The organism is Flavobacterium rakeshii (assembly GCF_009741375.1).
GTDB lineage: Bacteria > Bacteroidota > Bacteroidia > Flavobacteriales > Flavobacteriaceae > Flavobacterium > Flavobacterium rakeshii.
Genome location: NZ_WOWP01000061.1, coordinates 88,652 through 101,577, shown reverse-complemented (window position 1 = coordinate 101,577; position 12,926 = coordinate 88,652). Strand labels below are relative to the sequence as shown.

Sequence of the window (12,926 nt, the reverse complement as noted above, 5' to 3'; positions counted from 1 at the left end):
TTTATACCATCATAAATGCATCGTGAAAGTGTATTGCCTATGTGGTACGTATGCGCTCTATACGTTTAAGTACGTTTTTATTAAGCTCGGTATAATCCATAATATCCTGCATGGCATCCCTGTTATCACCATCGGGGGTAATTTGTGCTATAAGCTCGTGTATAAGTTTTGTAATAAGGCGTGACCTCAAATCAAAAATGATTTGGGTTACGTGTTCCTCCACAGTCATGTGTTTAAGCTTTACCGGAATTTGCTGCTTGTCTTCCCATTCACTAAGCAAATACCTGTCATCATCCATATAAATATCAGACACCACATTTTGCAATTCAGACGGAAGATGGTTAACAAAGTTTTCCTGCTTGATTTCTTTATTAAGATAAATATCTATAAGCTCTTTATAAAGGGAACTAAACGTAGGATGAGTAAATTCTACCTCATCCTCCTGCAGATTAAGATAAACCCACTCATACACTTTACAGGCTTGGGTTTCGGTAAAGTTTACCTCATCCCCAAATTCGTTATACTTGGTAAATACGTTTTTAAACTCACAGTCTTTATCGCCATATAACTGTAACGCCTTTACAATTTCATATTCAATGCCGCTTAAATCATCCGGCTTAATTTTCTGCTCTGTTGGCATCTCCTCTACTACAGGCTGTAAGGCTTTAGCCTTTTGCTCCTCCTTCATTTTCTTACCGGCATCGGCTATATCCTTTTGTACCAGCTGCGCCAGTGTACTGATAAGCACCTGCTCAGATATATCCATGATACGGGCACACTCCTGTATATACACCTCCTGCTGAATCCTATCGGGTATTTTAGAGATACTGTTTACAATATCCCTTATAAGTCCGGCCTTTTTTACAGGATCGTTTTTAGCCTCATCCATAAGCAGGGAAGCCTTAAACTGTATAAAGTCTTTCGCATTATCCTGCAAATAAGCAATAAGCTCATCGTATGATGATTTTTTGGCAAAACTATCAGGATCTTCCCCGTCAGGGAATGTACAAACCTTTACATTCATACCTTCCTCCAGGATAAGATCAATACCCCTAAGCGATGCACGAAGTCCTGCCGCATCTCCATCAAAAAGTACCGTAATGTTTTTAGTAAGCCTGTTTACAAGACGAATCTGATCGGGCGTTAAAGCCGTACCGGAAGACGCCACAACGTTCTCCACCCCTGCCTGATGCAACTGTATTACATCGGTATACCCTTCAACCAGGAAACAGTTATCCAATTTGGCTATAGCCTGCTTGGCATGATAAATACCATACAGCACTTTACTCTTGTGGTAAATATCACTCTCGGGAGAGTTAAGGTATTTAGCTACCTTTTTATCATTACCCAAAATACGTCCGCCGAATCCTAAAACACGCCCCGACATACTTTGTATAGGAAACATAACACGCCCGCGGAACCTATCGGCATTTCTGCCATCCTCGCGCACTATGGTTAATCCTGTTTTTTCAAGAAATTCCAGTTTATAACCTTTTCCCAGCGCCTCTTTGCTAAAAGCATCCCACTCTTCCGGCGAATACCCCAAACCAAACTTCTTGATGGTTTCTCCGGTAAATCCTCTTTCCTTAAAATAAGAATAACCAATAGCCTGACCTTCGTCGGTATTTAAAAGTGTACTGTGAAAATATTTTTGTGCAAATTCGGAAACCAGATACATGCTCTCCCTTTCATTGGCTACTGCCTTCTGCTCATCTGTCTGTTCTGTTTCCTCAATTTCAATATTGTATCTTTTCGCCAGGTAGCGAATAGCCTCGGGGTACGAGAAATGTTCGTGTTCCATAAGGAAAGCAACAACATTACCGCCTTTACCCGAACTGAAGTCCTTCCATATCTGTTTTACAGGAGACACCATAAACGACGGTGACTTCTCGTTACTAAACGGACTAAGCCCTTTAAAGTTACTACCGGCACGCTTAAGGTTTATAAAATCGCCTATAACCTCCTCAACGCGGGCAGTCTCAAAAACAGTATCTATGGTACTTGGTGAAATCAAGGCTTAATCAAATATTAAAAAGGGGTGTAAAGTTACAAGAATTAGTAATCAAACTTTACTAAAGATAAAAAATCTTTATCACTCCTTACCTGCCAAACTATCTATCATACCGTTAAAAATAAAGTAATGAAACGGCAGTACCGAATACCAATACAACCTACCCCACAAGCCTTTAGGTCTAAAAACGGCTCTTTGCCACAACTTGCCCTTCTCTATCCTGAATTCCAGCCAAGCCTCACCGGGGAGTTTCATTTCGGCATAAAGTAGTAAACGCTTCTCTTTTTTATCAGCAAATAACACGCGCCAAAAGTCGAGCGCATCACCCGGTTGTAGTTTAGAAACATGAGTACGCCCCCTTCGTAACCCTATACCACCAAACATCTTATCAAGAAAACCTCTTGCTTTCCATAAAAAATCCCCGTAGTACCACCCCGTTTGCCCTCCCAAAGCCCATATACGGTTAAGCACTTCTTCCTCATTAGTCACTTTCCTGAATTTTATATCCTTAAAACAGCCGTATTTAGGAATGGTAATATATTTAGATATCTTCTCGCTAAAACGTCCGCTAACTATAGAATCCTTCCAACTGGAGAGTATGGCATCTTCCTCTATTTTCTGGAAAGCCTTTTCAACCGACTCCCTGTATGTTATAGGGTGTACATTTAGTATTTCGCTAAGGTTATTTGGACGTCCCACAATAGCAATCTTCATACTATCTACCAGTGAAGCTGCCAACTTAAATGTGGTAGAGGTTACAAAATACAACCAGTAAGACGACAGTTTAGGCGTCATTACCGGCAGTGTGAGTATGTATCGTTTAAGCCCCCTTACTTCGGCAAAAATGAGTAACATTTTTTTATAGGTAAGTACTTCGGGGCCATATATATCGTAGTTGTTATTGTAGAGTTGTTTGTTCCCTGCTGCTTTAGAGAGGTAACTCAGTACATCCCTTATGGCAATAGGCTGTGTTTTTGTATTAAGCCACTTTGGGGTAACCATAACCGGAAGCTTCTCTACCAGGTCTCTTATAATTTCGAAGGATGCACTGCCACTGCCTACTATTATACCCGCCCTGAAAGCAGTAAGCGCATAAGTACCGGTACTAAGCACTTGTTCTACCTGTTTCCTGGAACGTAAATGTTTGGAAAGCACCTCCTCATTCACAATACCGCTTAGGTAAATAACCTGCTGTAGCGACGTACTCTTTACATAATCGATAAAATTATAGGCACATGCGAGTTCCTGCTTTTCAAAATCGGCGGAAGCCGACATAGAGTGCATTAAATAATAGGCAGCATCAATATCTTTAGGGATTTGTATAGCCGAGGAATACACCAAAAAATCAATCTCTATAAAGGTTAGTGATTCAAGATCTTTAAATTCCTCTGGTACCCTGTTTAAATCTCTCACACAGCATACCAGTTCATGCCCCGCTTCCAGCAGAAACGGAATCAGTCTTTTTCCGATATAACCTGTAGTACCTGTAACGAGAATTTTCATGGTGTAAGAATAATTCTTATAAAGTTAGTCACAACTTTACAAAAACACACCATAAACAATTGTTATTTAATTACTAAAGACTAACTTAAATCTTCTACATCAAGCAGGTTGTGCTTTAAGGCGAATACAATAACACCAATAAAGTTTTTAGCACCCACTTTGGTTATCATACGTTGCCTATGGGTTTCAACAGTACGCTGGTGAATAAAAAGCTCTTCGGCTATTTCGGCAGAACTTTTCCCTTTACAGATAAGCTGAATAACCTCCTTCTCACGCTCACTTAAAAAATCTTTATCGGGCTGAAATTCGTTCCCTCCCTGCTGATACAACATAAGGTCTTTTAATACCGAACCTAGCTCAGGACCCAAATAAAAACCACTGGTATCCAGATTACGAATAGCCAGTTCTAATTGTTCGGGTTCAGAGTTTTTAGTTACAAAGCCATGAGCACCGCTTTGCATTACATGTCTTATGGTTTCTTTACTGGAAAGCTGAGAAATCATAAGTACTTTTATACTGTCATGTACCTTTAGTACTTTACCGCAAAGTGTATAGCCATCCATTTCGGGCATCTGGATATCCAGGAGGGCTATATCTACATTTTTATTCTCTTTAAGGTGTGATAAGAAGTCCTTACCGCTGTCGCTCTCATAAACTACCTCAACACCTTCAAAAGTACCTATAAGGGCAGCGAGGCTTTTCCTAAAAAGCTTATGATCGTCTACCAGGGCTACTTTAAGCATGGTTTATGTTTTTTATGGTTATGGTAAATTGGTTTCCTTTTGGTTTTTCTTCATTTTGGATTATAGTACCACCTATGGCGTGTAGCCTTGAGGTAATATTTTTAAGTCCGCTTGCGTTTGGCTTAGCTAAATTCTCTTTAAAGTTAAACGGAATACCGTTATCGCTTATTTCGATTTTAAGGCTATGTTTTTCCTGTAACAGATTAATTTCACTCTTACTAACATTGCCATACTTAATCATGTTAGTGGTAAGTTCCTGCAGTACCCTAAAAAGCTGGTATGCTACAAGAGGCGGAAGCTGGTCAACTCCGTTTGGGATAACCTCAAACTCTATTTGAGCTTTAGGCCCTACATTATTCAAATGATTTTTAAGTGCCGGCACCAAGCCTTCAGTATCCAATAAAGGCGGCATAAGATTATGTGATACGGCACGTGTATTTTGCAGGGCAGCATCTACCCCTTCTTTAATCTCATCAAAAATGGTTTTGTTTTCTGATTCTTTTTTAGCTAAAACACTAAGGTAGTTTTTAATAGCACTTAAGTCCCCCGAAACTCCGTCATGCAAATCGGCAGCAATACGGGCGCGTTCGTTTTTCTCGCTCTCCAGGCTAACCCTGAGCATATTTTCGGCTTCTTTGCGTTTCATCCTGAAAAAATGTCTTTGGTAAGTAACTACTATAAACATTAATCCAAACGCTAAAAACAGCATTATAGCTGTACCTATATAAAATAATGATACTACTTCTTCCCCCTGTCCCATCGTGTTGTGTATTCTAAAAAATCAGCAAAATGGTGGATTTTGCTTCTATACATCAAAAATACAATAAATATCGGGGTTTTAACACAATTTTAATTACGGCTTTTTCACAGTTGCTTTTAGTAGTCCTATTATCATCATAACACGCATAATCGTCCCTAAAAAAAGGAAAACCAACCAGTACTTAGTCCATAGCCCTGTAACTTTAAAAAGATATGGAGTCACTAAAGAAGGAACAACTCCCCCACATAAATAAAGTATAATACCTATTACAAAATAAAAAGCTGGTATTTTCCACAATGAAATCAATTCATCACCTTTAAACAGATCCTTAAACCACAAAACTGCCCATATCATAACAAATACAGTTTCCAAGGCTGCATAGTAACCTTCCATTTGATTATGGTTATCAATACTCCAGTAAAATAAAGAAGAAATATAAAAGAAGAGAAAAAGTATGGTAAAGGCAACATACATCCTCGTATATTTACCCAAAATCCTATATAACAAATAATTAAAAACCAAAAACTCTAACAAACCATATAAGCTATGCCAAAAAGCTGTTTGTACAAATAGTATTGTTGTGAAGACTAACTCATAAACACCACCTATAAACATAAGCCAAACAAAAGGTTTAACAGCAGTATATTCATTAGTATATTTTATCTTAGCACTCCTTCGGTAGAATATGAAAATCAATACAATACCAAATATTAGATATTGTATAACAAATGATGTTGATATATGATGCCATATATTATTTCTCATATTTATTTCATATTGATTGAATTATCAATATTCATTACAACCCTATATACAGTAATAAAATATTCTTATAAAATACTTTCAATGATGAGTAATCAAATCTCATAATGACAATGCAGAAAAAACCCTGCACTGTCATTATTTTTTTGTGATTTTTAATTTGACAAAGGACTTGTAGTGTCACAAACATTTGGACACTTTTCTGCCCTATCTAAAAGCAAACCATCTGTCATATCGTTACCGTTTGCATTTACTCCTACAATAACAACATTCTGTTCATTCCTTACTACATCAAAAGCTCTATACATACGTATCCCTACACAACCCTCCTGATCTATAACTGATTGTATTTTGTCGCTTCCTAAAAAGAAACATTTAGGCTCAGTAGGGAATGCAGCCTGATAAGTGTTTGTTAATTCTTTTGCCTCTGTAAGGTCGATAAATTCTCCGGTGTGTTTGTCAATTGGCATATTAATCAATTTTTAAATTTGTTATGCAAAACTACTAATTATGGTTTTCACTACAACATTTGCAGGAAAATACAATTTACATTTGTGGAAAATACGTAATTTATTTTTGTTAACAAAGTGTTAAAAATAAAAAAGCGCTTCCCGAATTACAAGGAAACGCCTTTTTGAAGTACAAAACTAACCCTAATTTGTTTAATTGAAATCAAATCTTATGCCAAGAGATACATTATTTTGATCTATTTCATTATTTTCGAAAACCGGCTGTAAATCATATTTAACATAAAGACTAATCGCCTCATAACCAACATATGCGCTAAGCCCGTAAACAAAATCATTTATATTATAATTACCTCTTCGTCTTTCCTTTACATCATTACCATCTGCATTCTCATATTTTAAAATTTGTTTTTCCTTCACATTTACACCGGCATACCCACCTAAACCAACTCTAAAACTATTATAAGTAGGGTAATATGTTTTACCTTCATTTTCCTGTTTTTTAGTAAAATCAAACTCTAAATGTACCGGAACGACTAGATTAACATACCTTAATCTGGCTAAATCGATATCAGTACCGCTATCAGCAAGAATAGTTTTACCCTCATCTGTTACAAAAACCTTATCGTCCTCCGGCCTTAGGTTATTGTACTGTAAAGACAGTCCGTACTTGGCATGCAGCAGATTATTATTTCTTAATATTCGGGTATTAAAAGTTAATCCCCATTCATAAAAATCAGATCTTAATTTATAGTTGTCATTATCCACTTTACCATCTGTCATCAATCGGTTAAAGCCCAAAGCAAATACAAACTGAGAGGTAGTTCTTTTAAACTCATAATATTTTTTGGTAACAGTCGTATCTTTTTTAAACTTTACAGTACCCGGATCATAAGTAATTGAAAAAGAGCGAAAGCTTTCTTCAATATTACCATCTATTCTGTCCTGCACCAGTTTATCCAGTTTTTCACGCTCTACGGCAACACGTTCTTCAATATTAGCAGCCCTTTTTTCGGCAAAGGCCAGTTTTCTCTTATTTGCCTCCTCTTTAGTTATATCATCTGTTTCAAGTAGTTTATTTACTTCTTCAACCTCAATTTTAAGAGAGTCTTTTTCCTCTTTGGAAATCTGGGCAATGTTATAGGAAATATCCCTAGCTCTCCTTTCAAAGGTCTGAGCCCCCATTTTACTGGCAGCAAGGCATAGCAAAGCCGTCAGATAAAAAATTATTGTTTTCATATCCTGTTTTTGTTTTGGTATTGTTTCAAGATTATTCGATGTTTCTGTTCACTACAGAAGTTTTAACCGCATTGTATTTCTCGGTTATCGTTTGCCATGTTTTACTTCTGTAATTATTGTCTAACTGGTCTTCAACCTCATTAAGTAGTGAGTTAGCACTTACCTTAACAGTTGGTTTCTCTTTAGGAAGTTTTACACTTAACAGCGTTTCCTCTAAAAGCTTTTCAGCCTCCATATCAGGTGTTAACGGAACAGACAAAGGAGTTCCCGACACTGCAAGATCAGAAGTATTATTAGCTATTGCTCCCGGTTGTGTATTTATATGTTTTGTTTTTACCCTGTTTTCCGGATTTTCTTTTACCGGATTTTGAGTATTTGCTACAGACTGTTGGATTACCATTGTAGCAGGCTTAACTACTGATTTTTGATTATTATCTAAAATATTACCTATGGTAATACTATCTGTCCCAAGGGGTGCTGTAGGGGCTACAACAAAACTATTTATATTATTATTAATTACAGGAACAGTCTCCTGATTTTGAGTCACTTTAAAAAACAAACTTGCGGTAAGCAGTATACCTATAAACCCAGCTGCCGCATACATCCATACACGAACCGGTTTTACCTTTTTCTTTTCTGTAACCGAAAGCATCGCATCCAGCCTGTCCCAAGCTGCATCAGTAGGCTGTATATCCCTGCTATTTAGCTTTTCCTTAATTTCTTTCTCCCAATTATTCGGTTCCATTAGAGTAACTCTTTAATTTATTAATTTGTTCCTGCAGCATTTTTCTGGCATGTGAAAGCTGCGATTTTGAAGTCCCTTCGTTAATCCCTAACATTTGGGCAATTTCATGGTGCTTATAACCTTCAATAATGTAGAGGTTAAATACCATTTTATAACCTTCGGGTAAATTATCTATTAAACATTGTATCTCCTCTACCGAAAGCTGCCACTCCACATCATTAACCGTTCCTTCGGTATAGTATTCGTCTTCAAGGAAATTCATTTTTTTATTTACCCTTAAATACGATATACATTCGTTAACCATAACCCTTCTTATCCAGCCTTCAAAACTACCTTTATGTTCAAAGTCCTTTAGCTTTGTAAAGACCTTCATAAATGCAGTAATCATAATATCTTCTGCCTGTTGAAGGTCTTTAATATACTGCCTGCACACGCTTAACATTTTTGGAGAATAGGTAGTATATATCCTGTGCTGGGCGTGACGGTTATTATCGACAGCCAGGCGGATTAAATCCTTTTCTTCCTGATGTAAGGCAATCACTTTCAAAGTGTTGGTTATTGGTTGTTTGTTTGGTGTGGTTACAATTTAACCGACTTCTATATACATAGACGAGTACTTATATAAAATAGTTGCATGAAAGGTAAAAAAAAAATAAAATTAAAAATTAAAGCCACTGAAATTCAGCGGCTTTAAACTATATTTTTCTATCTATAACGTAGTTTACCATGAGGGTAAGCGCATCTTTATATGGAGAAGAAGGATAATCTGAAAGCAACATTAAGGCTTCCTGCTGGAACTCTACCATTTTCTTCTCGGCATAATCAAGTCCTTTATTTTCTTTTACAAAAGCTATAACCTGTTTAACACGCTTTTTATCTTTATTATGATTTTTAATCGAATTGATTAACCACTTCTTTTCGTCTTTAGTACAGGTATTAAGCACATGTATAAGCGGAAGTGTCATTTTTTGTTCCTTGATATCAATACCGGTAGGTTTACCTATAGCATCATCAGTATAATCAAAAAGGTCATCTTTAATTTGAAAAGCCATACCTATTAGCTCACCAAACTTCCTCATTTTCTCCACATGCTCACTATCGGGATCTACAGAACAGGCTCCAAGTGAACAACAGGCAGCTATAAGTGTAGCAGTTTTTTGACGGATAATTTCATAATACACCTCTTCGGTAATATCAAGTCTTCGGGCTTTTTCAATTTGAAGAAGCTCTCCCTCACTCATTTCCCTAACAGCTACCGATATTATTTTTAACAAATCAAAATCTCCGTTATCAATAGAGAGTAATAATCCTTTTGATAAAAGATAATCACCCACTAAAACGGCAATTTTATTTTTCCATAATGCATTAATGGAGAAAAAACCACGACGTTTATTACTATCATCCACTACATCGTCATGAACCAGGGTTGCTGTATGTATAAGCTCTATAACCGAAGCCCCTCTATAAGTACGCTCATTAACCGTACCTTCGCTAATCATCTTAGCGGTAAGAAAAACAAACATAGGTCGCATTTGTTTCCCTTTACGGTTTACAATGTAGTAAGTAATTCTGTTAAGCAGTGCAACCTTAGAAGACATGGATTCATGAAACTTCTTTTCAAAAAGTTCCATCTCCTGTAATATAGGCTGCTTTATTTGCTCTGTGATTTTCATTGCGGTTTCAAAGATAGAAAATTGTTTGTTGTGATTACAATAAGAAACCGCAGTAAAACATGGTTATTACAAAATTAATTTGTTGCCGCTTCATTTTTATTAGCAAGCTGACCACAGGCTGCATCAATATCTTTACCGCGACTTCGCCTAACTTTTGCCACTATACCGTTATTTTCAAGAGCCGTAATATAATCTTCTATTGCCTGTGGTGATGCCTGTTGGAACTCACCATCATCAATAGGATTGTATTCAATAAGATTAACTTTACACGGCACATATTTGCAAAACTTAACCAGTGCATCTATATCGCGTTTGGAATCGTTTATTCCTTTCCAAACCACATACTCATAAGTAACACGACTTTTGGTTTTACTATACCAATATTCCAGCGACTCTCTTAAATCCTTTAACGGAAAGCTTTTACTAAACGGCATTATTTGAGATCTAACCTCATCTACCGCCGAGTGTAGTGATACTGCCAGTTTAAACCTAACCTCGTCATCTGCCAGTTTTTTAATCATTTTTGGCACCCCCGATGTAGAAACGGTAATACGCTTAGGCGACATTCCTAACCCTTCGGGTGATGTAATCATATCTATAGCAGCAATTACATTATTGTAATTCATTAAAGGCTCTCCCATCCCCATAAAAACAATATTGGAAAGAGGCCTGTCATGATACAGTCGGCTTTCATTATCTATTGCCGCTACCTGATCATAAATCTCATCAGGATTAAGGTTACGCATGCGTTTAAGCCTTGCAGTTGCACAAAAGTTACAGTCAAGACTACACCCTACCTGACTGGACACACAGGCTGTAGTACGGGTTTCGGTAGGGATTAGCACCGACTCAACCACCAGTCCGTCATGTAAGCGAACGGCATTTTTTACAGTACCATCACTACTTTTTTGCATTTGGTCTACCCGTATATGATTAATCACAAAGTTGTCTTCCAGCATTTGCCTGGTTGTTTTAGACACATTGGTCATATCATCAAAACTGTGTACACGCTTGCTCCACAGCCACTCATATACCTGATTGCCGCGAAATGCCTTGTCTCCATTTGCCACAAAAAAATCACGAATCTGTTCTTTTGTTAGCGCCCTTATATCTTTCTTTTGCGTTTGCATGGCGCAAAGTTAACAAGTATTAATTAAAAAAATTAGCCCTTAATAAATTAAGGGCTAAAAACTTATTTTTAAAAGGCTTGTTCTCCTCTATCTTTTTACTATTTTTTGAGAGTAAACACTGTTAGTATCGGCATTAACAGTTCTTAATATATAAATACCATTAGTGTAGTTTGAAAGGTCTATACTGTTATTAGATTGTGTTACCTTACCGGTTTTTACAACCTGACCCAATACATTATACACCTCATATTGTAATGATGAAACAGTATTGGCAAACTGAACAGTGAACACTCCGTTTGACGGATTAGGATAAACTTTTATTGTATTTACAGGCGCAGCAATATTGTCAAGACCAAGTGTACCATCATAATAATCAAGCATCATTACATTTGTACCGGAAGGATCTAACCAGTCTTTAAGCCTGCTTGACGATGAGCCTCCCGTATTCCACGAAACATTGAACCTTCCATAAACATCTCCAAGACCATTAGATTGTGTAGTGGTTTCCCATGTTTGTGTATTCAAATTACATTCAGAATCTCCACCAAGAAGCTGCCCTCTTATCCTTCCGTTATTATCAAATAAAGGGGAGCCAGATGAACCACCTTCGGTAACACCTTTATCCCAACTCGCTATTTCCCATACCTGAACATCTCCATACGATTGAACCTGTGTAACTGTTGAGGAAGGTGTATTATTATCTAACGATACTTTCATAATATCACCCGCCGGGTGATGTATACCAAAAGTTTTAGTTGGCGCAGTAACACTCCTGTCCCAGCCAGCATAAATCAAACCCCAGTTTGGATCAATAGGACCTGTTATTTGTACAAGACAAAAATCACTACCTATACGATTTGCTTTTAACTGAGCTCCACTTACTGTATGAAAATCAGAGTTACTAATACTTCCGCCATATGTTGCACACGACGGTGAAGTACTAATCCAGTTAAACCTAAAAGCCCATCCCGATGGTGAACTGGTTCCGCCCGAAGATTGGTAACAGTGGTTTGCCGTTAAAAAGTAAGGAGTACCATCGTTATTGGTATTATTTATTAATGCTCCTGTACATAGACCGCCTCCTACAATTATCATTGCAACCGACTTTTTGTTTATATCTTTTAAATCATCAATACCGCTACCCATAGTACAGTTTACATCATAATGACAGTTACCTGCACTACCAAGGTCATTAGTATTTTTCAATATATCGTTTGAAGTTCTGTAACCATGAATTAACTTATAAAGCTCAAGTTTTCCTTTATTTTTTTGAGCTTTTGGCTCATAATATTCTAACCAGATATCGTCTCCGGTTACCAGCCATGTACCCAAAACTCTTTCAGGGTTGTTTTGTTTTTCATCATAAGCCCCAAGTACATCCTTTCTGTCATTACTGTAAAGGCAAAGACTTGCTCCTTCGGGCATATAAAAATCACTAAACACAAAATTCATTGATTTAGCACCTTCAGAGTAAAAACGTATTCTCCAAATACGATCTCCATTCTCAAGTGTTTGCCAGCTACCACTGTTAGCCAGGTTATAGTCTACTAAAAACTCATAACCAAATCTGTATGGAATATCTTTTCGCTTATCGTTAACCTCATCTTCCTTTCTTAAAGCATCAAGATTTACAGAAGGCATAACAACAGGAGCGACACCATCCATATTTTGAACCTCCCAGCTTACGGGAGTAAAATCATTAGATATTTGCGCCTCACAAAAAGCAAATACGCTAATAAAAAGCAAAGTAAGTATTCTTTTCATTTTTAATTTATGGTTTATATGGAACAGCTAAAATAAGGCTTATATGTTTGCTTTTTAACAGTTACAACTCTTTTTAACATGTTAAAAGCATATATTCACCGCTAGCAGTTCTATATACTATAAACAAGG

General features: G+C 37.0%; 12 protein-coding genes. All 12 read right to left on the bottom strand.

Annotation, left to right across the window (positions count from 1 at the left end):
* Positions 1 to 37: 37 nt before the first annotated feature.
* The 12 genes from dnaG to GN157_RS15615 all read right to left on the bottom strand — a co-directional run bounded on the left by dnaG (position 38) and on the right by GN157_RS15615 (position 12,797).
* Complete coding sequence (gene dnaG, locus GN157_RS15670) at positions 38 to 2,014, bottom strand: DNA primase (protein ID WP_157484441.1); 1,977 nt, start codon at positions 2,012 to 2,014, stop codon at positions 38 to 40.
* Positions 2,015 to 2,092: 78 nt separating this feature from the next.
* Positions 2,093 to 3,514, bottom strand: coding sequence for an SDR family oxidoreductase (locus GN157_RS15665; protein WP_157484440.1), 1,422 nt, complete (start codon positions 3,512 to 3,514; stop codon positions 2,093 to 2,095).
* An 80-nt stretch (positions 3,515 to 3,594) separates the two neighbouring features.
* Positions 3,595 to 4,257: a response regulator gene (locus GN157_RS15660; protein ID WP_157484439.1), complete on the bottom strand. Its 663-nt coding sequence runs from the start codon at positions 4,255 to 4,257 to the stop codon at positions 3,595 to 3,597.
* On the bottom strand, positions 4,250 to 5,017 hold the full coding sequence (locus tag GN157_RS15655) for a sensor histidine kinase (protein ID WP_157484438.1): 768 nt from the start codon (positions 5,015 to 5,017) through the stop codon (positions 4,250 to 4,252). Before GN157_RS15655 ends, GN157_RS15660 begins: the two co-directional genes overlap by 8 nt.
* A gap of 93 nt (positions 5,018 to 5,110) precedes the next feature.
* Positions 5,111 to 5,782 carry a hypothetical protein gene (locus GN157_RS15650; protein ID WP_157484437.1) on the bottom strand — a complete coding sequence of 224 codons (672 nt, stop codon included), beginning with the start codon at positions 5,780 to 5,782 and terminating at the stop codon, positions 5,111 to 5,113.
* A gap of 152 nt (positions 5,783 to 5,934) precedes the next feature.
* Positions 5,935 to 6,249 (bottom strand): hypothetical protein, encoded by a 315-nt coding sequence (locus tag GN157_RS15645; RefSeq protein WP_157484436.1) that lies wholly within the window; start codon positions 6,247 to 6,249, stop codon positions 5,935 to 5,937.
* Positions 6,250 to 6,441: 192 nt separating this feature from the next.
* On the bottom strand, positions 6,442 to 7,485 hold the full coding sequence (locus tag GN157_RS15640; protein ID WP_157484435.1) for a hypothetical protein: 1,044 nt from the start codon (positions 7,483 to 7,485) through the stop codon (positions 6,442 to 6,444).
* 31 nt (positions 7,486 to 7,516) lie between these two features.
* Positions 7,517 to 8,230 carry a hypothetical protein gene (locus GN157_RS15635; RefSeq protein ID WP_157484434.1) on the bottom strand — a complete coding sequence of 238 codons (714 nt, stop codon included), beginning with the start codon at positions 8,228 to 8,230 and terminating at the stop codon, positions 7,517 to 7,519.
* On the bottom strand, positions 8,217 to 8,777 hold the full coding sequence (locus tag GN157_RS15630; RefSeq protein ID WP_157484433.1) for an RNA polymerase sigma factor: 561 nt from the start codon (positions 8,775 to 8,777) through the stop codon (positions 8,217 to 8,219). Before GN157_RS15630 ends, GN157_RS15635 begins: the two co-directional genes overlap by 14 nt.
* 148 nt (positions 8,778 to 8,925) lie before the next feature.
* Positions 8,926 to 9,903 carry a polyprenyl synthetase family protein gene (locus GN157_RS15625; protein WP_157484432.1) on the bottom strand — a complete coding sequence of 326 codons (978 nt, stop codon included), beginning with the start codon at positions 9,901 to 9,903 and terminating at the stop codon, positions 8,926 to 8,928.
* 74 nt (positions 9,904 to 9,977) lie between these two features.
* Positions 9,978 to 11,033, bottom strand: a complete 1,056-nt coding sequence (gene rlmN / locus GN157_RS15620) for a 23S rRNA (adenine(2503)-C(2))-methyltransferase RlmN (protein ID WP_157484431.1) — start codon at positions 11,031 to 11,033, stop codon at positions 9,978 to 9,980.
* Positions 11,034 to 11,120: 87 nt separating this feature from the next.
* On the bottom strand, positions 11,121 to 12,797 hold the full coding sequence (locus GN157_RS15615) for a T9SS type A sorting domain-containing protein (protein WP_157484430.1): 1,677 nt from the start codon (positions 12,795 to 12,797) through the stop codon (positions 11,121 to 11,123).
* Positions 12,798 to 12,926 lie beyond the last annotated feature (129 nt).

Excerpts from the sequence above, each read along its gene's own strand:
- GN157_RS15665 (WP_157484440.1), bottom strand. The coding sequence starts at position 3,514 with ATGAAAATTCTCGTTACAGGTACTACAGGTTATATCGGAAAAAGACTG.
- GN157_RS15660 (WP_157484439.1), bottom strand. The coding sequence starts at position 4,257 with ATGCTTAAAGTAGCCCTGGTAGACGATCATAAGCTTTTTAGGAAAAGC.
- GN157_RS15655 (WP_157484438.1), bottom strand. The coding sequence starts at position 5,017 with ATGGGACAGGGGGAAGAAGTAGTATCATTATTTTATATAGGTACAGCT.
- GN157_RS15650 (WP_157484437.1), bottom strand. The coding sequence starts at position 5,782 with ATGAGAAATAATATATGGCATCATATATCAACATCATTTGTTATACAA.
- GN157_RS15645 (WP_157484436.1), bottom strand. The coding sequence starts at position 6,249 with ATGCCAATTGACAAACACACCGGAGAATTTATCGACCTTACAGAGGCA.
- GN157_RS15640 (WP_157484435.1), bottom strand. The coding sequence starts at position 7,485 with ATGAAAACAATAATTTTTTATCTGACGGCTTTGCTATGCCTTGCTGCC.
- GN157_RS15635 (WP_157484434.1), bottom strand. The coding sequence starts at position 8,230 with ATGGAACCGAATAATTGGGAGAAAGAAATTAAGGAAAAGCTAAATAGC.
- GN157_RS15625 (WP_157484432.1), bottom strand. The coding sequence starts at position 9,903 with ATGAAAATCACAGAGCAAATAAAGCAGCCTATATTACAGGAGATGGAA.
- rlmN (WP_157484431.1), bottom strand. The coding sequence starts at position 11,033 with ATGCAAACGCAAAAGAAAGATATAAGGGCGCTAACAAAAGAACAGATT.
- GN157_RS15615 (WP_157484430.1), bottom strand. The coding sequence starts at position 12,797 with ATGAAAAGAATACTTACTTTGCTTTTTATTAGCGTATTTGCTTTTTGT.